Origin of the sequence: Peribacillus sp. NPDC096540, assembly GCF_050278525.1 — a bacterium.
Taxonomy (GTDB): Bacteria; Bacillota; Bacilli; order Bacillales; family DSM-1321; genus Peribacillus.
This window is the reverse complement of the sequence record NZ_JBNNTG010000019.1, coordinates 26,080-47,866: the sequence shown is the minus strand read 5'-3', so window position 1 is coordinate 47,866 and position 21,787 is coordinate 26,080. Positions and strand designations below refer to the sequence as shown.

Below are 21,787 nucleotides of genomic sequence, written 5' to 3'. Positions count from 1 at the left end.
AAATCCTAACATAAAACCGGAAGAACTGTCAATATATTTGTAAGAATTCTCGTCCATCACTCGAAGGCTTGCTCGATTTCCTGAATGCTACCGAAGCGCTTAATAGAATACGTATTTATAGAACCGGAGACAAATGAAAGAAATAACTTTTTAGAAATCAATTCTTCCAATGTCGGCCTGTATGATTCCTTTTCACCTAACAACACGTCTGCCACTGCTTTACTTACTTCCACCCAGACAGCTTCATCATCCGCTTTGCGATGCTCCAGCAATTCTCGCTCCAACCGGAAGGCCACTGTTTCAGCACTCTCAACTTTCCCGCTTCCGCTGCATACAGAACAAGGTATCGTCAATATTTCACTAAGTGACGGTGAGGTTCTCTTTCTCGTCACTTGTAAGATGCCTAGTTCTGTAAAGCCAATAACCTGAACGCGCATCTCATCCCTCGCTACTTCCTTTTTGACAATGTCGATAATTTCAAGCTTATGCTGTGGTTTCTCCATATTGATGAAATCTATTAGGATAATCCCGCTAATATTTCTCAATCTTAGTTGACGGGCAACTTCTTTCGCTGCCGCCTGATTTACTGCAAACAGCGTTGCTTCCTTTTCCACTTTACCAGTGAACTTACCCGAATTGACGTCGATTACGGTGAATGCTTCCGTTTCTTCAAATATTAAATAGCCTCCGTTATCGAGCCAGACTATTTTCTTCATCACTTTCTCAACTTGCCCATCCACATTCCGTTCAGAAAAAATGTTTTTCGGACCCGTTTCATAGGATATTATCCATTCCTTACCGTTTTCCTGTATCCATTTTTTCAACTCTTGATATGCCTCGAAATCATCGATAGCAAGTTCCCCCGAACCCGTTCTCGACATTTCAGAGATAATCATCTCTAAGAAATTATCTCTCTCATAGAGGAGAGATGGAGCCTTTAGAGAGGCTGCCTTCAATTCAAGATCTTTATAGAGCTGACGCAATGAAGATAACCTGTTCAAAAAAATTGTTTCGCTTTCATTCTCCATCGAGGTGCGGACAATCAATCCCTCATTAGGCTGTTTAAACTGCACAGCCGTATCCCGCCATTGTTTTTGTAAGTGCTCGTTTTTGAATTTCTTAGATACGCCAACATAATCTATACCATGTATGTAAACGAGGGAATCTGTTGAAAACTCAATCAACCCTGTCAATTTTGCTCCTTTTGTACCTGTTTCATCCCTGGTCACCTGAACTAGCAGCTTTTCTCCTTGGCGGACGTATTGACCAATTGCCGCTTTTCCGTCTCGTTTTGTCAGTTGGAAAGACGGAATTTCGTCACGATGCAAAAAGCCATTCTTGTCTGCTCCATAATCAATAAAGACTGCATCCATACCCGGCAATACCTTTGTTACTTTCCCAAGATAAATATTACCGACCGTACTGCATTGGTGAGGCGGCATGATTTCAATTTTACGTAGCACATCATTCTCCAGCACAGCCACTCTTTTTTCACGCGAAGATAGGTTAGCGATCATCTTTTTCATTAAAAAAATCCTCTCCTCAATTTGAAGAAAGGATATCATATTTAATAAGAATATAATAGGTCACCTATTTTCCCGTTTGTCATTTTCTCTGAAAAATAGGCATGAAGGATTTCCGTTTCATCCAACGAACCACTCTCTTTGCCGTTTTTCATGATGATAACGGGGTGCTTACAGCCGCGTTGAAACATTTCCAGCACTTTATAAATCGGTTCTTGTGAATCCACCATAATCGGCTTTAGTTTCGCCAAATCGTTTGTATGGCCGTAATGGCGCTGTAAAAGAAAGCGGATAAAAGCGTAATACCGCTGCCGCCATTCCATGACGAGTGACAGACTAATAAAGGAGATAATCAGCCAGATATTCAAGTTAAGTGGTTCAAGAATGAGCCAAGTTAAAAAAGCTAGGAGTGCGAAAGCGGCAGAAAAATAGAGCGTATATTTCTGTGCTTCAAGAAAGGTGCAGTAAAGAGATACACCAATGAATAAAAGCCTACCTCCATCCAAAGGCCAAATTGGTAGCAAATTAAAAAACAACAACATAAGATTCATATACAAAAAAGGCTGATACAGCTCATAGGAAATAAAGGAAAAGGAATAGAGCAAAAAAGCCGCTCCGATGAGCCAAACATGTTGAAGCGGACCAGCAAGCACGACGGCCAAATCCTCCTTCAAGCTTTTATTTCCATACTCCTCAGTCTCAACCGCCCCTCCAAAAGGAAGCAGATGGATTGACTTAATCCGCCATTTAAAGTGCTGAGCACAGGTTGCATGCCCCATCTCATGAATAAAAACGATGAGTAACAACATCATCACTTCAACGAAATGGGCCGTAAGGATGGCGATTCCAATGACGAACCACAGTGTCGGATGTACTCTGATTTTAAATAGTAATTTTCCATACTCACTCAAAGGATATCACCTTTTTAGGATCGATGAAGGCGTCATTTTCTTTTATTGCTAAATAAAACCTGCCCTTGGAGCCGTCTTCACTTACTGTAACCTGTCCGACTTCGCTCCCTTTATTAACAAACTCATAAAGTTTCACATCAATCTTTTCTAGTTGCCCATACCAGGATTCACTTTTGTTAGCATGCTGAATAACAACCGTCTTTCCAATCCCCTCCTTCTCACCGGCAAAAATGACCACCCCTTCATTGATCGATTCAACCTTAGACCCTTTGCTTGTTTCCAAAATGATACCCTCGCCGTTTGTCTCAAAGGTTTGGGTAATCTTCGCAGAGGCAGGCATCGCATAGCCTTCGCCCGAATCGACTGTTTCTGTCCCAGATTTAGTCGGTAAAAAAGCGATAGGCTTACCAAAAGCACTTTCATACCAATTGGAAATCGAAGCAAACTGAAACTCCTGGTTCATGTTTTCCGTGACAAAACTCCTGGCAGAATCCAGACGCGCTGAAGGATGCTTAAACATCACCGCAATAATGAGAAACAGACATACGCTGACCAAGATTTTAAAAAAGAAATATTCTTTCTTGAAGAGCGGATGATCTTTCTCGGAATACCCGTTAAATGAATCAAAACCATACGGTTCCTCATTATTGATCTCCGTCCAACTACCATTTCCTGCTGGTTTATCATTAAACTTCCGTCTCTTGGCGATACGATTGCGGATATCTTTCCTGCGATCATCCATTCCAAATCTACCCCCTGCTCATGTCAAAGCGCTATATTACAACGTATGAGCAACTTGTCCAGACTATGACGGAGAAAAGATTTTCTTTCTGAACACCTCTGAATTTTGCATTCTAAAATAAATTTTGGAACAAAAATTTAATTGAAAACTATGAGTTTTGACGTATTTTAGGCTTTGGTTAAGAAAATGAAATCATTGAGAAAAAAATCCAATTGATATTTTCCTTCTTAATTTGTTATAATGAAGTTGTTTTAACATTATTGAGGGGGAACATTTTTTTATGTCAATCGAAATAGGCAGCAAAGTACAAGGTAAAGTAACTGGTATCACTAATTTTGGAGCATTCGTAGAATTACCAGGAGGCTCAACAGGTCTTGTGCATATCAGTGAGGTAGCGGATAGCTATGTAAAAGACGTTAATGACCATCTTAAAGTAGGCGACCAAATTGAAGTAAAAGTGATTAGTGAGAAAGACGGAAAAACTGCCTTGTCCATCAAAAAGGCTATAGATAGACCCGAAGGGCAAACCTCTTCTTATACCAAACGCCCACCACGCCAAGGGGATAGCCGTTCTAAAGACTTTCGTTCAAAAGGTAATTTCCAACCAAAGGAAAATTTCGAAGATAAAATGGTTCGCTTCTTAAAGACTAGTGAAGAAAATTTATCTACTCTTAAACGTAGCACCGAATCTAAACGTGGCGGTAGAGGCGGAAGACGCGGATAACCTGTCGCATTTATTAATACTTAATCAACATATAAAAAAGGCAAGCCAAGATAGATGGCTTGCCTTTTTTATATAACTCAAACTCTCTATCCTTATAGCCGCGATGGGATAAAAGAAAAAGCGAGAGCATTGAATGCACTCGCTTTATAATTATTAATTCAAATTTACCGCACGCTAAAGAATTTTTTCAATTTTGAGATGAAACCTTTTTGTTCGGCGCCAATCGGAGTCAAGGGCACAGATTCACCAAGAATCCTTCGGGCAATGTTCCTATAGGCAAGCGAGACTCTGTTGTCCGGATTATAGGCAATAGGTTCCTTTTTATTAGCTGCCACAATGACCTGGTCATCATCAGGAATGACGCCGATTAAATCAATTTTAAGAAAATCGGTTACTCCATCGATATCCATTTCCTCATCTTCATGAAGTAAATGACCGCGTATCCGGTTGATAATCAATTGAGGCGGTTCAATCTGCTCTTCTTTTTCGAGCAGACCAATAATACGGTCCGCATCCCTAACAGCGGGTCTTTCGGCAGTCGTCACGATAATTGCTTTGTCAGCACCAGCTATGGCATTCCTAAAGCCCTGCTCAATACCTGCAGGACAGTCAATAATGATATAATCATAGTCAGGTTTCATATCACTTATGAGTTTCCTCATTTGCTCTTCGTTTACCGCTGATTTATCACTATTTTGTGGAGCTGGAAGCAAATAAAGCAGATCCTCGAAATGTTTATCTTTAATAAGCGCTTGATGTATTTTGCAGCGCCCTTCGACCACATCGACCAAATCGTAGATGATTCGATTTTCCAATCCCATAATCACATCTAAGTTCCGAAGACCAATATCCGTATCAATCAAACAAACCTTTTTACCTAGAAGAGCTAACGATGTACCTAAGTTGGCGGAGGTGGTTGTTTTTCCGACACCACCTTTACCAGATGTTATAACTATTGCCTCTCCCACGATTAGAGACCCCCTTCTAATCTATTTAAATTAGGTCTATATTTCTTTAAAACTTGCAGCTTTTCTATTATTATATTTTCTTCTTCGTCCATGAAGGCACATTCCAAATCATGCCCCCATTTCGTATATTGGTCAGGAGATAAATTCACTTGTCCAGCAATACGCAACTGAGCGGGTTTCATAACAGAGGCTGCTATAATAGCCTCATTATTCCCCTTATATCCGGCATGGGCTATTCCTTTTAACTGTCCCATAATATATATGTTACCACCCGCACGAACCGTTCCGTCCGGATTAACATCTCCAATTAGCAGTAGATCACCAGGAACTTCAAACACCTGTCCCGATCTTATCACCTTGGTCACAGTTGTCACTTGGTTTTCATCTTTCCAGCGTTTTGCTTCATCCTTTGTCAGGACATTCGAAAGCATTTCGTCAACGAAAAGTTTCTTTTTTTTATGGATAACCTCTTTAATCTTTTCCACTTGTTTATCATCTAGATAGCGGTTCCCTGTATGTACTTTTACGAAAATAGACGGGTCATTTTCTTGAAACTGATAGTTTGCCGAAAGCTTCGCTTCTAACTCTTTCAATAATTCGGAAAATGAGCAAGAATCATCGAGATGAAGCATAAACCCGTCTTTTGTTCCCTTAATCATAACATTTTGCTGAATTCTTTTATTCATGACGTTTGTTTCACCTCAATGAAATATAATTCGACACAGGAAAACAAATTTCCTTTTTCTACTTACATGGAAAAGTGAAAATACATTTTTAACCATAATATTAGAACACAGAAACGTTATTCTAATTCTCCTTGCAAATCAAGCTTTTCGATAATTCTTTTTAAAGGATAGCAACTAATAATAATAAATACGAGGTTCAATAATAATGTCGGAACGAATCTCCGTTCCATAAATTCCGCAAATCCCATATCTGCAAAAGATAAGATGGTATTCATTTGAAAAATAACGACCTCTAAAACTGCCGTAAACAAGAGAGCCACAAGGCAGGAAATAAGTATATTATTTTGCAAGATTTTCATGCATTTTGAAATCAAATACGCAAGAAAAGGGATAAGGAACATGTAAACCCCTAAAATTTCTGTATATACGGCATCATATGTTAACCCAAGAATTGCTCCATAAAGCATCCCTATTTTTCTAGATCCGTACATTGTCAGGAAAAAAACAAAAATCATAATAAACCGAGGAACCAGGATTTTATCAGCACCAAATACATCACTTGCAAATAACTGGGCAAAGATGCTTTCAAAAACAAAAAAAAGCAAGGCTATAAAAGAAAGGATGAAATGTTTCACTTAACTTCATCCTCCCCATCACTCTCATCTTCTACGCCGCCAACTTCACGTTTGACGACCATAACATTATTAATATCATAAAAATCCGTTGAAGGTTCAATATACGCGGTTTGGTTCAATCCATATTGATCCACTTTAACATCGACAACTTTTCCGATTGGCAGACCTTTCGGGAAGATCCCCCCATAACCAGAAGTAATGACCAATGAATTTTTCTTGATCTTTTTATCATAAGGAATCCGTTTCATTAATAAAAGATTCTTTTCATCATCGAACCCTTCAATCAAACCAAATGCTTTATCTTTGCCTTGAATGATTGCAGAGACGCGGTTAGCTTTGTCGATTGAGCTTAAAAGTTGAACAGAAGCAGTGAACTCAGTAGCTACTTTTACCTTACCAACTAAACCAGTGGATGTAATGACAGCCATATTTTTTTCTACTCCATTACGCTTTCCTTTATTAATCGTAAGCATTTCGTGCCAGCGTTCAGGATTGCGGCCTATAACCGTTGCCTGAATTGGCGAATACTTCCTCAGATCGTCTTCTTTTTTGAGATTATCACGAAGTTCTTCATTTTCCTCTTTTAAGTCTTGCACCTGCGTTTTCAATAAAACATATTCATCCAAACGAGCTTTCAACTTTTTGTTTTCATCGTATGTATCTTGAAGGTCTTTTAAGTCACCTACAAATCCCGTTATACCCGATACAGGCTTATTAAAAACATTTCCGACCCAGCCTGTTGTATCCTTTAAGAATTTTTCGGGCCAAGTTAACTCTTCTCTCTCTCTTAATGAAAAACCGATCAATGCCACGAGAACGATAATGCTAACGAGCAAGAGAAGGAGTTTTTTATTAAAAAACTGTGGCATGATGATTGCACCTCTATTTTTAATTTACTCAATTGTAATGATTAAACACATTAATAACAGCTAGCCATCAAAGATTTCCAGACAGCTTAAAGATAAAGCAAGGCCGGCTCAAAATTGCAACCTTTTGTTGAGCCGGCCCTATTTGAGAAGTTACTTTTATCGAGAATCTCTTGATTTAGTCTTGAACAAATGAATGTGGTCCAATGCTTTTCCAGTTCCGATTGCAACACAATCAAGCGGATTTTCAGCAATGATTACTGGCATTTGCGTTTCTTCACTGATGACTTTATCCAAATTGCGCAGCAAAGCACCGCCGCCTGTTAATACAATACCTCTGTCCATAATGTCAGCTGCAAGTTCAGGTGGTGTTTTTTCTAAAGTGTTTTTCACTGAGTCTACAATCGCAGAAACTGTATCACTTAATGCTTTAGAGATTTCCTCAGCTGTAATTTCGATCGTTTTTGGTAATCCAGTCAAAAGGTCACGGCCGCGAATTTCCATATTTTCAACGCCTTCCGTGTCACCTGCAGAACCAATTTCCATCTTAATCGCTTCAGCGGTACGTTCACCGATCATTAGATTGTAGTTCTTACGAATGTAAACGATAATGGCATCATCCATCTCGTCACCAGCAATGCGAATAGATTGGCTTGTTACAATTCCACCAAGAGAAATAATCGCTACTTCCGTTGTTCCCCCGCCAATATCAACGACCATGCTGCCTGTAGGTTCCCAAACAGGAAGATCAGCTCCGATAGCTGCTGCAAACGGTTCTTCAATTGGATATGCATCACGAGCTCCAGCTTGTCTAGCTGCATCGATAACTGCACGCTGTTCAACTGCTGTAATTCCAGAAGGCACACAAATCATGACATACGGTTTGTTACCGAATACGCCTTTTTTTTGAGCTTCTTTCATATAATACTTCATCATTGTAGCCGTTGTTTCATAATCGGCAATAACTCCGTCCTTCATCGGGCGAAGGGCAACCACGTTTCCAGGTGTACGACCGATCATGTTTTTCGCATCATTTCCGACTGCGACAATCTGTTTTGTATCTGTTTGCACTGCAACAACAGATGGTTCACGTACTGCAATTCCTTTTCCTTTTACATAAACAAGCGTATTAGCTGTTCCTAAATCAATCCCTATATCTCTAGCGCCAATTCCAAACATTATGGTATCTCCCTTTCGTAAACAAAAATGCCTTTTTATAAGTTCAAATTATATTTTGTCGTTTTTTGACAATAAGAGTTTTGAAAAAGTTTCCTCTTTTAAAAATCATAAACAATATTATATCGCATCGTCAAAAATTTTGATAGTGTCATAAATAACCTTTTTCCTTCAAACTAACATATTTGTGCTCCCCGATTATGATATGATCCAATACTTCAATCCCAATTATTTTACCACATTCGACTAATCTTTTCGTCACTTCAATATCTTCTCTGCTAGGAGAGGGGTCTCCGGAGGGATGGTTATGAAGACAAATGATAGAGGCAGCAGACCTTCTGAAAGCTTCTTTGAAGACCTCACGCGGATGCACAATCGAAGCATTGAGACTGCCGATGAAGACTGTCGTTTTATGAAGTACTTGATTTTTCGTATTTAAATAGAGACAAACGAAATGTTCCTGTGTCAAAAAACGCATTTCTTCCATGCAATAATTGGCACCATCTTCAGGAGAACGGATCACATAGCGGTCTGGATCATTTAATTTTTGAATTCTCCTGCCAAGTTCGACCGAGGCTAAAATTTGAATCGCTTTCGCTTCACCAATCCCTTTAATTCCGGTCATTTCTTCGACAGAGGCTTCTTTTAACAGACGCAGACCCTCAAAAGATTTGATGAGTCGACTAGAAAGCTGAAGGACAGATTCTTCCTTTGTTCCAGTCCTCAATAGCAGAGCAAGCAATTCTTGATTGGAGAGGCTCTGCGGCCCGTCTTGCAGGAATCTTTCGCGAGGCCTCTCTTCTTTCGGGTAATCCCGCATTTGCATTTTTTCACTCAAAGCATCCACCCTTCCTTATATAAGGGAGAGGGCCAGAGGAGAAATCTATTACGTCAAGTCTGATTGCATCACTTTAAGTTCGCGAGCTAGTCTTGAAACCGGAAGTCCGACAACAGTGAAATAGTCCCCATTAATTTGTTTGACAAGAAGTGAACCGTATCCTTGAATACCATAGCCGCCTGCCTTGTCAAAAGGTTCGCCGCTGTCCAGATAACGTTCGATTTCAGCTTCTGACAGCTCCCAAAAAGTCACTTCCGTTTTTTCTGCAAATACTTTGCTGTGCTTACCGAATATAATAGCGACACCTGTGTACACTTCATGTGTTCTTCCTGATAACATCTCGAGCATTCTTTTTCCATCGGCACGGTTGATTGGCTTGCCCAATATCTCACCATCAAGGACAACAACTGTATCTGAGCCGATTACCCAGCTTTCCTGATGATCAGCAGCAATGGCTGCCGCTTTCCGATTAGCAAGTTCTTGTACCGCCTCTTCCGCACGCATGTTTTCATCAATACTTTCATCGACATTGGAATTCATACTTTCGAAGGATATTTGAAGGAATTGTAGAAGTTCTTTACGACGTGGTGATGATGAAGCTAAAATCAATGGTTGCATAATAAAAAGTCACCTTTCTTTACATAGGGAGATACATTTCTATCCTATCAAATTATGGAGCAATCCACAATTATTGTTTACTATGAATCGACAAATGGCTGTATGTTATTTCCCGGAAAATAAAAAAAGTTGTCATAAAGGGGAGCTTGTCCTGTTAAATGGCTCCCCTTTATGACAACTTTCACCCTGTTATATTTTGATAATTTAATAAAAATTCAAGCAGATTTCCTTGAGCCTGTAAAAGATTTTCTTCCTTCTTTGAAGTCTCATATTCGGTTATCCATTTAGCCGCAGCCGATAGATTATTATTCATTTTGGAAAGTTCTGATGATAAGTTCTCCCCCTTTAGCTTTTCCATATTTTTTTTCAGAGTTTCCTGGTTTACTGTTGTTTCCTTACCCCGAAGCTTGGTTGCGGATGTTTCTGCTAATGAAAAATATACAGACTTCATAATGTCGAGTGTTTCCTCATCTTTTTGGCTTTTACTCGCCGCTTCAAAATTGATTTCCTTCCAAAAAACGTCTACATCATATGACTTTAAAAACAATGCCAGCTCCTTACTTGAAGTTAGGCTCTCCGCTGATCCTAAAAATAAATAATAGCTGTCTTCTATTTTGAAAATTTCAGCAGGAACCTGCTTTTCAATGATTTTTTTTTGAATTTGTTTCGCCGCATCCTCGCTGCTGAATACACCGCCTTGTACAAGAAATGTTTTCAGCTGAGCTCCTTTTACCATAGTTTCCGTTTTTGTATCCTCAGCAGGAGATGGCGTCGTGATAGAGGTCTCAACTGAAGAATCAGCTGCCTTTTCCTTAGTAATGGTTTTAACGGCAATTAACCCAAGAATGGACCCGAAAAACACAGCACAAATGACTGCAATCAAGAATGCTTTTATTGGTCTTTTGTTCGGACTTATTAACGTGCCAGTGCCAAAACCGATAAGCTTCGGCATTTTCTTTTTCGGGGCGGGGACCAATACAACCTTGTTCTCGATTGAATCGTCCGGTAGAATCCATTCAAAACTTTCATCAGTTTGTTCCTGCTCCACACCCGCTGCCTCTTGACCTACATTCTTATTTTTATCGGCAAATACTTTTTCTTCTCCATTTATTTTAATCGTAACACCTTTGCTTTTTTCGGACTTGTCCACTTTTTTTCCTCCTCTCCTGATCATTTTTTCCATCCTATCATAGAGGTCAAAAAAAATAACAAGACTTTTGTCGTCTTGTCATTAATAGGTTTCGTCAAATTTCTCTATTCATATTTCCCTAAATAAAGGACATTCTTCAAAAGGTATAGGTTCCGGTATTCATTATTTTTTACGACGTATAATTTGCGTCTCTCACATTAAATAAATTCCTAGTAAACTATTTCAGCATGTACTTTAAGATTAAAAACGCAAGATGTCCAGAAAGTTTTTGACAAATTTCTTCAAAACAAGAATCGTCCCCTTATGAAATAGATCCCATTAATTATTATCATCTTAAAAAGTGCACATACCACTGTAAAATGGACTCGCCCCAAAAATAAGCAGTAAATGTCCCAAAAACGATATACGGTCCAAAAGGAATCAGTGTTTTCTTTTTAATCACGCCAGTTAGCATACCGATTATGCCAAAAAATGCCCCATAAAAGCTCGCAAACAGAAACGATAACAGCACCAACTTTAATCCGAGTGCAAAACCGATCACTGCAAACAGCTTTATATCACCGCCACCCATACCTCCCTTACTCACTACAGCGATTAATAGTAGCAAGCTAAAGCCAACTGTGGCCCCTACAATTGAATCCCACCATGGAGATAGTGGAAAGAGCACGCGTAGAAATAAAAAAATCACCACAAAGAAAAGCAGTACCTTATCAGGAATAAGCATATAGGCCACGTCAGAAACAAAGATGATCATAAATAAAGAAATCAATGCCCAGGCAATCCAAAGTTCGTTCACCCAACCAAGGATTAAAGGAGCTGAAGCAAACAAAACACCTGTTAGTATTTCTATAACCGGATAAAGGGGTGAAATCCTGGCTTCACAGCCACGGCATTTACCGCCTTGCATCACATAAGAAACCACTGGTAGTAACTCCAAGGACGTCAAGGTTCGTCCACAAGATTGACAAGCAGAGCGCCGATTGGTAAATGAATTCCCTAACGGAACACTCAAGCCGACAACGTTATAGAATGAGCCTAAAATTAGACCTAGAGCGAAGAGAAAGAGATAGAATGACATCATTAATTTACGTGCACTTGGAATCTATTTACTTCGATTGAATCCTTAGCATCAATTGTAAAAGTGCCTATATCAGAATTTCTAATTCCTCTTACAGTACATTCTACTTTGTCATAATCACTAGGGTTCTTCATAATTAAACATTCCTCTCGTTCTTTAATTTGTCATCTCTACTTCTGCCTTCCTAGTAAACTAGTGTATTTCTCTTTTGATTGTAGAACTATTTTTAGTCATTTAGAATCAATACTTAAACATATTTTAACAAAAATACAGGATAATAAGTAATTAATATATAGGTTTTTATTTAAAGTAATGGCTCTGTTAAACATAATGTTGATAGTCACTAAAAGTAAAAAGGACCCTGAACGGTCCTTTTTGTAAAAATAACTCATTTTGTCATGAAACCCGTCATTGATTACTGATCTATCAAAATTCAGAAATAAATCCCCTCACAAGTGAAAGGAAATAAAGGGAACCTGTAATGACAAGAATCTCTTTTTCCCCTGTTTTCTGCTTCCCTTTCCTTATCGCCGCCTGCCAATCCTTATCTATGCTTTTATTTTCATGACTGCATTGATTATAAAGTTTTTCCGCATCAGCCGCTCGTTCATGGTTGAATTCCGTAATGATAATTTCAACCGCTTCCTTCTCCAGCGTATGCAGCATCTGTGAATAATCTTTATCCCGAAATGAACTGAAGATAAATCGGTAAGTATAATCTGGATAATGTGTCTTAAGTGTTTCTATCAGTACTTCGATGCCAGCAGGGTTATGCGCCCCATCAATGATTACCAACGGCTCGTCAGATATTTTTTCAAAACGGCCATTCCATTTTGCTTCCCCTATTCCCTTTCGAATGCTTTTTTCATCTATGCCTTCTATAACTAACATGACAGCAGCAATAGCCAGTGCCGCATTATTTATTTGATGAAGGCCTAACATCTGAATGTCAATCTGCTGGATAGACCTATTATCAAGTGAGAATGAGAAGCTTTGCCCTTGTTTACTTTGCTTCACATCGTTCACATAAAAGTCCCTTCCTAAGTGATAATAGGGTACGCCTGCTGAAGCTGCTTTTTCTTCGATTACTTTTGCTGGCTCCTCGGCCGTGACTCCACTGATAATGGGTGCACCAGTTTTAATGATGCCAGCTTTCTCTGATGCAATTTCCGCAAGCGTGTTTCCTAGAATATTCGTATGTTCCAAAGAAATAGAGGTAATGATGGAAATAAGCGGCTGGATGACATTCGTTGTATCGAGCCTACCTCCAAGTCCCGTTTCCAATAGAACTAGATCGACTTCTTTTTTGCTAAAATAAGAGAATGCCATCGCTGTCAGGATTTCAAATTGAGTGGGTCCATTTCCCTCGCTATCCATCTCTTGTACAATTGGCCAGAGTTCCTGGAAGGTAGCGACAAAGTCATTGTCACTGATTTCATCTGTATTTATCTTTATCTGTTCATTCATACGTATTAAATACGGCGATGTGAAGGAAGCGACCCGAAATCCTTCTGCCAACAGGATTTCTTTTATATAATGCAAAGTAGATCCTTTCCCGTTTGAGCCTGCAATATGAATATACTTTAGCCCTTCTTGGGGATTACCTAATTTAGTTAATAATGTTTCCATCCGTGATAGGCCAAAATTCATACCTAATTGAACCTGTCGTTGTTCGAAAAAATGATTGATTTCTTTCATGGTCTTTCCCATTTATCAATAAGCCTCCTCTTTCTTTACACCGCTCTTATGCGTTAAAATTATTTTATCAATATATTAACGATTTACCTAGATGAAAGGTAGTGATTTACCATGAAACCTTCTGCACTCCACTGCTGGATTGTTGTCAACGGCTATTTACAGCATGATAAGTTTTCTAGTTTAGCTTTATTTATTAAAGAAGCAGCTGAAAGAAAAGAGATTTCAGCAACCCTTGTCCGTAATTCCGAACTTATTCCTGTTATCGAAAAAGGAGTGCCTCTGCTAAAAGGGAATTTCGATAAGTTGCCTGATTTTGTCCTTTTCATGGATAAAGACATTCATCTGGCCCGCCATTTGGAATTGCTCGACATTCCCGTATATAACAGCAGCACAGCGATCGATATTTGCGATAGCAAAGCAAAGACACATCAAGCGTTAGCAGGGCATGGTATTCCTATGCCGAAAACCATATTTCCTCCGTTTACGTATGAAGGAATTGAAAGAATAAATGTGGATGCTTTTAAAGATATCGGCCTTGAACTTAGATATCCGCTAATCGTAAAGGAAGCATACGGCTCTTTTGGTGAACAAGTGCATTTAATTCAATCAGAGGTTGAATTTTTGAAGACGGTCCATAGGGTTGGACACAAGCCATTTATTATTCAAGAATTCATCGAGCATAGTAAGGGCCGTGATATTCGCGTAAATGTCGTCGGTAATCAAGTCATAGCTGCAATGCATCGCAAATCAGATCATGACTTCCGAGCTAACATGACAGTTGGAGGCCATGCATCACCATACAGCCCCACCAAGAAAGAAGCCGATCTGGCCATCCGATGTGCGTCAATTCTCGGCGCAGACTTTGCTGGCGTCGATTTATTATTCGGTGAAGATGGCCCGCTTTTATGCGAAGTGAATTCGAACTCGCATTTACTAAATATTTACGACTGTACTGGTATCAACATTGCTGATAGCATGTTTGATTATGTGTTGGACAAATTAGAAAAAGGAAGTATATCAGATGAACAAACAAACAGGTTGGTTGATCTATAACCGTGATGATGCCGAAAAAAATAGAGGGTACATAGACTGGATGCTCGACGAAGCTAAAGGGCTTAACCTTGATTTACATTTTTACTTCCGAGAGGACATCAAAATTGGTCATCGTTTCAATGAGTTGTTCGTGGAACATAAGCAACAGCCTATAGAATTGCCGGACTTTGCGATAATTCGGACCATCGATCCTTTTCTCACAAAACAGTTGGAGCAAGTAGGTATTGTCTGCTTTAACTCCTCTTTCGTATCCGAAATGGCGAATGACAAAGCAAAAACACATCAATATTTGACCTCAATCGGAATTCCGATGACCGATACCGTGTATTGCCAAGGAAAGCCGAGTGCTGATGATATGGACTTCCCGTTCATCGCTAAAGAAACTCATGGACGCGGTGGAAAACAAGTGTATTTAATTGAACAAGCCCGTGATTTAGCCGAATTGTCTGATGGAAATTGGATTGTCCAAAAGCCCTGCGTATTCGGCAAGGATATCCGCGTTTTTGTGGTTGGTAAAAAAGTAGTGGCCGCAGTACTTCGAGAGTCCTCCTCAAGCTTCAAGGCAAATTATACGTTAGGTGGATCGGCTTCATTATATGAGCTGTCTGTACCTGAAAAAGCTCTTGTTGAAAGAGTAATTACAGCTTTTGAGTTTGGCATGGTCGGAATCGATTTTATTTTTGCCGAAGATAACAGCCTAATGCTCAATGAAATTGAGGATGTCGTGGGTAGCAGGACACTTAGTGCACTAAGTGACATTAATATTGTAAGAGAGTACCTTATTTTTATTAAAGATAGAATTTCCTCTCAACCGGACACCTAATCGCGACTGATTGAAGATTAATAGCATTAAATAGAAAAAAGGATGAACCAGCATAATAGGCCGGTTCATCCTTTTTGCATTTTACAGCTGTTTCAATTCGTTGATTCTGTGGATCACAGAGTCACGTTTTTCACTGTAGTCTTTTTCTTTGGCACGTTCTTCTTCAATAACGCTCGCTGGCGCCTTTTTAACAAAGCCCTCGTTGCCTAATTTTTTCTGTACGCGTTCGACTTCTTTATTAAGTTTGTCGAGTTCTTTTTCAAGACGTTTCACTTCTTCGTCGATATTGATCAGTCCTGTAAGCGGAAGGATTAGTTCAACTCCAGTTACAACTGCCGTCATTGCCTGAGCTGGTTCTTCCACTTCGATGCCGATCGTCAAGTGTTCAGGATTACAGAAACGCTCGATATAGCTGCTGTTTTTCTGTAAAGTTGCTAAGATGGACTCGTCTTTCGCTTTTAAAATCAAATTGATTTTTTTGCTTAACGGTGTGTTCACCTCAGCTCGGATGTTACGAACGGAGCGAATGATTTCAACAAGCAGCTTCATTTCCTCAGCTGCAGCTGTATCTGTCAATTCCTCGTTCACTTCCGGCCAAGCAGCAACAGTGATTGACTCACCTTTATGTGGAAGGTTTTGCCAGATTTCTTCGGTAATGAATGGCATGAAGGGATGCAACAACCTCATCGTGTTATCTAACACGTAAGCTAAGATTGAACGAGTCGTTTTCTTCGCTGCTTCGTCTTCGCCATATAACGGAAGTTTCGCCATTTCAATATACCAGTCACAGAAGTCATCCCAAATGAAGTTATAAAGCACACGACCGACTTCACCGAACTCATAACGGTCAGCGAGTCTTGTTACGTTTGAAATCGTTTCGTTCAAACGTGTCAAAATCCATTTATCGGCTACAGATTTTTCACCGCTTAAATCGATTTCATCATACGTCATGCCATTCATGTTCATTAAAGCAAAACGGGATGCGTTCCAGATTTTGTTGGAGAAGTTCCAAACCGCTTCCACTTTTTCCGTGCTGTAACGAAGGTCCTGACCTGGTGAGCTGCCCGTTGATAAGAAGTAACGCAGGGAATCAGCACCGTATTGATCGATGACATCCATCGGATCCACACCATTGCCAAGCGATTTACTCATCTTGCGCCCCTGTTCGTCACGAACCAGACCGTGGATCAGTACATTTTCAAATGGACGCTCACCTGTGAACTCAAGAGCTTGGAAAATCATCCGCGATACCCAGAAGAAAATGATATCATAGCCTGTTACAAGTGCCCCGTTTGGATAGTATCGTTTGAAATCGATACAGTCCTTATCAGGCCAGCCCATAGTCGAGAAAGGCCATAATGCCGAGCTGAACCATGTGTCCAGAACGTCTGTATCTTGTTCCCAGTTCTCAGCATCCGCAGGCTCTTCATGTCCTACATAAACTTCGCCTGTTTCTTTATGATACCAAGCTGGAATGCGGTGGCCCCACCAAAGCTGACGGGAAATACACCAATCGCGAATATTTTCCATCCAGTGCAGATACGTTTTTTCGAAACGATCAGGAACAAAATGAACCTTTTCATCATCAGACCCTTTTTGAAGCTCAACTGATGCATCAGCAAGAGGTTGCATTTTAACGAACCATTGAGTCGAAAGATATGGTTCAACTACAGCACCGCTTCGCTCTGAGTGTCCAACTGAGTGAAGGTGATCTTCTATTTTAAAGAGTACTCCTTCCTCCTGAAGGTCTTTGACGATTTGCTTACGGCATTCGAAGCGATCCATGCCTTCGTATTTACCGGCCTTTTCATTCATCGAACCGTCTTCATGCATGACAAGGATGCGCTCCAAATTGTGACGGTTCCCAATTTCAAAGTCATTCGGATCATGAGCAGGCGTAATTTTAACCGCACCAGAACCGAATTCCATATCCACATAATCATCACCAACGATCGGAATTTCCCGACCTGTAATTGGCAAGCGAACCATTTTACCGATTAAATGCTTATAACGATCATCTTCAGGGTGTACAGCAACCGCAGTATCGCCCAGCATCGTTTCTGGACGTGTGGTGGCTATTTCAATTTCACCTGACCCGTCAACCAACGGATATTTCATATGGTAAAATGCGCCCTGCACATCTTTATAAATAACCTCGATATCGGATAACGCCGTTTTCGTTGATGGATCCCAGTTGATGATGTATTCGCCGCGATAAATCAAGTCCTTGTTATAAAGAGAGACGAAAACTTCGCGTACTGCTTTAGAAAGCCCCTCATCAAGAGTGAAGCGTTCACGGGTATAATCAAGCCCAAGACCCAGCTTTGACCATTGTTCACGGATATGGCTCGCATATTCCTCTTTCCATTTCCATGTCTCTTCAACGAACTTTTCACGTCCAAGGTCATAACGGCTTACGCCTTCTGTACGAAGCTTTTGTTCAACCTTTGCTTGAGTAGCGATACCAGCATGGTCCATACCTGGCAACCATAAAACGTCATAGCCTTGCATCCTTTTCATGCGTGTCAATATATCTTGAAGTGTCGTATCCCAAGCATGGCCAAGATGCAGCTTACCTGTTACATTAGGGGGCGGGATGACAATCGTATATGGTTCCTTTTTATCGTCACCCGTCGCTTCGAAAAACTTCCCATCAAGCCACCATTTATAGCGGCCTTTCTCTATCGTCTGCGGATCATATTTAGTCGGCATCGAAATTTGGTTCTCTTCCATATCATTTCCTCCTTTTTGGGCATAAAAAAAACTTCCATCATCACAAAAGGACGAAGGAAGTTGTTCGCGGTGCCACCTTTTTTCCGAAAAAGAAAAGAATCTTCTTCGGCTCTCAAATGGGATAACGGCTCTTCACCGGCCATCGCTACTAATAACTTTCACGAAAACTGCTCGCGGACGACTTCTGATGCTGCCTACTTAGAAACCTCTCACCAACGGTTCCCTCTCTGAAAAGCGCATTTCATCTTACTATTTCCGGTCTTTGCATTCATTTATATTCATATGTAAAATCACTTAATGCATATAGTATATAGTACAAAAAAAATGTGGCTCCAGTCAATCATCTTTCGAATACTTTCTTAAAGTATTCTCACTTTAGGCTATTAAATCTTGCCATTCAGTCTTTTTCTTTATTCTATCCTCTAAGATAAGTTCCTGTGACGGCTTTCTCACGTTTTCCACCTCCTACCCATAGAATATAAGAAGTCCTACAAAGGAAGGTAATAATTATGAAACGAAGATATTCCCCTTATACTTTACCGCCTTGGATGAAAAAATTCCGCGGTGTTTGCCAGCAGTTCATTATCCCTTTTATAGTGTTCCAAGGGTTGCGGACGCTGATTTTCCCTACTTTCTTCGATATGCTTCTGCTAATCGCATTTATTTTCTTAGCTATGGCTTTATTTTTCGAATGGATTTAATTATTCCCCTACAGTAAAAAAATATACATGACTGGAGGTAATCCAATCATGTATATTTTAGCTTGGGGGCGATTGCTCTTCTTTAGCAGCTTCAGCAGCCGCCTTCTTCTTCTGTTCAATTTCTTCGATTTTCATCACCATATATTCAATATTCTTCAGGAGCCAAAATTGCCGCTGCAATTGGGTAACATTATCTAGTTCTGTTCTTTGGCCTCTGCCGTCCGAATAATTCTTTACTATATCTAAAGCCGATCCCGGAAAAGCAAGATAGCTTTGCATCAGCATCAATTCTTCTTCGTTCAACGGGAAATAACGGAGATAGTTATATAGCCAGTCGACACAGTCATCACATTGTACAGGATAGGTCCTCGCCGATTTCACAAGGAATGGGAGTAAATCAAAATGAGGCGGTGCCGTATTCGAATTCTCAAAATTAATAAAGTAGCCATATCCACGTTCATCATAAATAAAATGTTTTAATGAGACCTTTCCATGTGTGACAACAGTCCGGATTTTTTCACTTTCCTTTGTTTTTTCATACCACGTTTCAAACTTCTTAATCGAGTACTTCAGTGCCTGTGATATATCTGTAAAAAAAGAACAAACCGTCATTTCAAATGGAGACATATACCACTTCTTTTCACAGCTAACAATATACTCATCCATAAAATCCTTCTCGTTATTCCAGGCATCCAATGTTCGTTCATAATGAGATTCTCGTTCCTCAATATCCACTTGTATTTCTTTTACAGACAACGTATGCATCCGGGCAAGTTCCCTGAACATTTGCTTATGTCTTTCATCGCGCTCCCCGTTTCCCTCGTTATTCAACCAGGGCATCAGGTAATACAAACGACCATTATGAAGAACCGCATAGCGTTGATCCATCGTTTGATAAATCGGAACAATTCGGTTATACCCGCGATGATACAGTTTTTGAACATTTTTGATAAAATCAATGCCGTTGTGCGGTAAAATGGACTTCAAGGCAAATGTACCGCGATCACTATAGACTTTTTTCACTCGTCCGAAATCCTCAATATATTGTACATATAGGGCATATTCTTTCAAAACTTCTCCAGTGTCCCTATCCCAATTATTAATCTGCTGATTCTCGTTTTCCCTCACGAGATTCACTCACTTCCTCTAAAAAACTCGCCAATTGGTTACCTATAGCCTCCAAATACGTAGTCACATTCGAGCTTAATTTCTTAGATTGTCTTTCATGTCTAGCAAAGTTATTAAATTACAACTCAATTACAATAGTAAAAAACAGGAGCAGTGCCATCTGCTCTGCTCTCTGCCTTGCTTAATTTTTATAAGCAATCGCCTTCGGTATATAAATGACTTGCCCTTCATGAACGTTCTGATTCGACTCCAATTCATTGCTAAAGAGTAAAGATTGAACAGTAACATCATAGCGCTGTGCCAAGTCATCCAACGTTTCCCCTTGCTGAACAATGCACACCTTCATTCTGACCAGTTCTTCCTCTTGTTTTCGTCCGAATAAATCCATAATGGAAAGTTGCTTATCTGTCTGCTCTGTCTTCTCTTTATCATCACGTTCCGAGGCTTGTTTTCTGCCTTTATAATTTTTAACTTCTTTGGCTGGTGGTTCTGGATTTTCTGTTCTTTTAAACAAATCCCTTATAGACGATTGGTATTCCTCTTCCTTTTCTTCTTTCACATGCTTATTAAGGATAGGGCCTGCTTCATCAAAAGCTTTTTCCTGCCGGCCGACTTCCTCGGTTCCAAGTGGCGACACAGGATTCTTACTAACTGGGACATTTTGTTGATTACTTATATAAGCCGATTCTTCTTCTTTCTTAATCTCCGGGTTCTCTACGGCTTTTACAAGTCTGCTGACTTCTTCCTCCAGCTTCTCATCTTGAATGGGTGACTCCGGAATCTTATCAACTTGAGGACTCTGGCGATCACTTAGGTGAATCACTTCTTCCTCAACAGCTTCTTCCTGTCTGTTTACTTCTTCCCACTGCTCCTCTTCTGGATACGGTGACACAGGAATTTCAAAAACTGGAGCATTATGCTGTTCACTTAAATAGATAGGCTCCTCTTCTTCTTCCTGTGTTTCAGACACTCGTTTTGCCTCGGCAGAAAATGGCGTGTATAACTCTTCTTCCTGCTCATCACGAAACACCGGTTGAAAATCTGGGATTGGCGGGACCCCGGCTACATATGGAATGTATGACTCATTTTCGTCATCTGTTTCTTCTTGTTCCTCGGATTCTGTTTCCACGACCTCCAGTTCCGTATCGGTACGTTCTTCAACATATGAATCATTATAGATCCCGGTTATCAACAAATCCGCCTGCAATTTTAAACAATTATGCTCAGGTAGAGCATAATCAAAACTTTGAATCGAGACATCAATTTCATCTAATGAGGCAATCCGATTATTCGGAATCGTTATATCAACCGGAAAACGGTGTGTGAACTCATTAAGTCCATCGAGATGCCTCTCAACCTTTTGAACGGCTTTTGGCAAAAAGGTCTGTGAAAACTCCTCTTGTTCACCATTTTGCGAGTCCTTGTATTCACCGCATAAATCTAACGAGCCTCGTATAAAAACATATTGATCACTTTCTTGAATCGTCACATTTGGATCGAGGGAAATGGAATATAGCTCAGCCACTTCCTGTCCCTTCTGGAACCAAACGGATTCCTCTAAAGAAAATCGTAAGTACGATTCATTTTCTTGCGACAAGACAACTCCTCCTTTCAGCTTCAGGAAACGGTACCTATACCAATAACAATCTATGAAGAAAGGCTATTGATTATTCCTTAATTTCATCGGAAACCATCTAGCCCTTAAGTCCTTCAGCCACTTTAATTCGTTTTTCAAC

At 40.0% G+C, this 21,787-nt stretch carries 20 protein-coding genes and 1 other annotated feature; of the genes, 4 read left to right on the top strand and 16 right to left on the bottom strand.

Annotation, left to right across the window (positions count from 1 at the left end; translation table 11 throughout):
• Nucleotides 1-56 precede the first annotated feature (56 nt).
• Genes ACQKMR_RS16670 through ACQKMR_RS16660 form a run of 3 tightly spaced genes read right to left on the bottom strand, consistent with a single transcriptional unit; the run spans nt 57 to nt 3,176 of the window.
• Nucleotides 57-1,526, bottom strand: a complete 1,470-nt coding sequence (locus ACQKMR_RS16670; RefSeq protein ID WP_427698294.1) for an Rne/Rng family ribonuclease — start codon at nt 1,524-1,526, stop codon at nt 57-59.
• A gap of 41 nt (nt 1,527-1,567) precedes the next feature.
• Nucleotides 1,568-2,434: a M50 family metallopeptidase gene (locus tag ACQKMR_RS16665; protein ID WP_427698293.1), complete on the bottom strand. Its 867-nt coding sequence runs from the start codon at nt 2,432-2,434 to the stop codon at nt 1,568-1,570.
• Nucleotides 2,427-3,176 carry a peptidoglycan DD-metalloendopeptidase family protein gene (locus tag ACQKMR_RS16660; RefSeq protein WP_427698292.1) on the bottom strand — a complete coding sequence of 250 codons (750 nt, stop codon included), beginning with the start codon at nt 3,174-3,176 and terminating at the stop codon, nt 2,427-2,429. The genes ACQKMR_RS16665 and ACQKMR_RS16660 overlap by 8 nt, the downstream gene beginning before the upstream one ends.
• 280 nt (nt 3,177-3,456) lie before the next feature.
• Between ACQKMR_RS16660 and ACQKMR_RS16655 the strand changes: the two genes are divergently transcribed.
• The gene (locus tag ACQKMR_RS16655; protein ID WP_034308861.1) at nt 3,457-3,900 is read left to right on the top strand and encodes a S1 domain-containing RNA-binding protein; all 444 of its coding nucleotides are present in this window, start codon (nt 3,457-3,459) and stop codon (nt 3,898-3,900) included.
• A 164-nt stretch (nt 3,901-4,064) separates the two neighbouring features.
• Here the strand turns inward: ACQKMR_RS16655 and minD are convergent, their stop codons facing one another.
• The 10 genes from minD to ACQKMR_RS16605 form a co-directional block, all read right to left on the bottom strand.
• Nucleotides 4,065-4,868, bottom strand: a complete 804-nt coding sequence (minD, locus tag ACQKMR_RS16650) for a septum site-determining protein MinD (protein ID WP_427698291.1) — start codon at nt 4,866-4,868, stop codon at nt 4,065-4,067.
• Between the two features lie 2 nt (nt 4,869-4,870).
• Nucleotides 4,871-5,554, bottom strand: coding sequence for a septum site-determining protein MinC (gene minC, locus ACQKMR_RS16645; protein ID WP_427698290.1), 684 nt, complete (start codon nt 5,552-5,554; stop codon nt 4,871-4,873).
• Between the two features lie 116 nt (nt 5,555-5,670).
• The gene (mreD, locus tag ACQKMR_RS16640) at nt 5,671-6,189 is read right to left on the bottom strand and encodes a rod shape-determining protein MreD (RefSeq protein ID WP_427698289.1); all 519 of its coding nucleotides are present in this window, start codon (nt 6,187-6,189) and stop codon (nt 5,671-5,673) included.
• The gene (gene mreC, locus ACQKMR_RS16635) at nt 6,186-7,058 is read right to left on the bottom strand and encodes a rod shape-determining protein MreC (RefSeq protein ID WP_427698288.1); all 873 of its coding nucleotides are present in this window, start codon (nt 7,056-7,058) and stop codon (nt 6,186-6,188) included. Before mreC ends, mreD begins: the two co-directional genes overlap by 4 nt.
• A 156-nt stretch (nt 7,059-7,214) precedes the next feature.
• A complete protein-coding gene (locus ACQKMR_RS16630) occupies nt 7,215-8,234 on the bottom strand; it encodes a rod shape-determining protein (RefSeq protein WP_034308871.1) in 1,020 nt (339 codons plus the stop codon).
• A 148-nt stretch (nt 8,235-8,382) separates the two neighbouring features.
• Nucleotides 8,383-9,057, bottom strand: a complete 675-nt coding sequence (gene radC / locus ACQKMR_RS16625; RefSeq protein ID WP_427698337.1) for a RadC family protein — start codon at nt 9,055-9,057, stop codon at nt 8,383-8,385.
• Between the two features lie 60 nt (nt 9,058-9,117).
• Nucleotides 9,118-9,687: a Maf family protein gene (locus ACQKMR_RS16620; RefSeq protein WP_427698287.1), complete on the bottom strand. Its 570-nt coding sequence runs from the start codon at nt 9,685-9,687 to the stop codon at nt 9,118-9,120.
• Between the two features lie 181 nt (nt 9,688-9,868).
• Entirely contained in the window at nt 9,869-10,837 is a 969-nt protein-coding gene (locus ACQKMR_RS16615; protein WP_427698286.1) for a hypothetical protein, read from the bottom strand.
• Between the two features lie 328 nt (nt 10,838-11,165).
• Nucleotides 11,166-11,915, bottom strand: a complete 750-nt coding sequence (locus ACQKMR_RS16610) for a prepilin peptidase (RefSeq protein WP_427698336.1) — start codon at nt 11,913-11,915, stop codon at nt 11,166-11,168.
• 426 nt (nt 11,916-12,341) lie between these two features.
• A complete protein-coding gene (locus ACQKMR_RS16605) occupies nt 12,342-13,625 on the bottom strand; it encodes a bifunctional folylpolyglutamate synthase/dihydrofolate synthase (RefSeq protein ID WP_427698285.1) in 1,284 nt (427 codons plus the stop codon).
• A 99-nt stretch (nt 13,626-13,724) separates the two neighbouring features.
• Here ACQKMR_RS16605 and ACQKMR_RS16600 point away from each other — a divergent pair, with 99 nt between their 5' ends.
• Nucleotides 13,725-14,666: an ATP-grasp domain-containing protein gene (locus ACQKMR_RS16600; RefSeq protein ID WP_427698284.1), complete on the top strand. Its 942-nt coding sequence runs from the start codon at nt 13,725-13,727 to the stop codon at nt 14,664-14,666.
• Entirely contained in the window at nt 14,635-15,489 is an 855-nt protein-coding gene (locus tag ACQKMR_RS16595; RefSeq protein WP_427698283.1) for an ATP-grasp domain-containing protein, read from the top strand. The genes ACQKMR_RS16600 and ACQKMR_RS16595 overlap by 32 nt, the downstream gene beginning before the upstream one ends.
• Before the next feature lie 81 nt (nt 15,490-15,570).
• On the opposite strand, the gene ACQKMR_RS16590 is transcribed toward ACQKMR_RS16595, so the two are convergent.
• Nucleotides 15,571-18,222: a valine--tRNA ligase gene (locus ACQKMR_RS16590; protein WP_427698282.1), complete on the bottom strand. Its 2,652-nt coding sequence runs from the start codon at nt 18,220-18,222 to the stop codon at nt 15,571-15,573.
• Nucleotides 18,223-18,265: 43 nt separating this feature from the next.
• Nucleotides 18,266-18,494: a binding site (T-box leader), on the bottom strand.
• Between the two features lie 237 nt (nt 18,495-18,731).
• On the opposite strand from ACQKMR_RS16590, the gene ACQKMR_RS16585 reads away from it, so the two are divergent.
• Complete coding sequence (locus ACQKMR_RS16585) at nt 18,732-18,923, top strand: hypothetical protein (RefSeq protein ID WP_427698281.1); 192 nt, start codon at nt 18,732-18,734, stop codon at nt 18,921-18,923.
• Between the two features lie 57 nt (nt 18,924-18,980).
• On the opposite strand, the gene ysxE is transcribed toward ACQKMR_RS16585, so the two are convergent.
• A complete protein-coding gene (ysxE, locus tag ACQKMR_RS16580; RefSeq protein WP_427698280.1) occupies nt 18,981-20,060 on the bottom strand; it encodes a spore coat protein YsxE in 1,080 nt (359 codons plus the stop codon).
• A gap of 172 nt (nt 20,061-20,232) precedes the next feature.
• Nucleotides 20,233-21,648 carry a stage VI sporulation protein D gene (spoVID, locus tag ACQKMR_RS16575; RefSeq protein ID WP_427698279.1) on the bottom strand — a complete coding sequence of 472 codons (1,416 nt, stop codon included), beginning with the start codon at nt 21,646-21,648 and terminating at the stop codon, nt 20,233-20,235.
• Nucleotides 21,649-21,787: the final 139 nt, after the last annotated feature.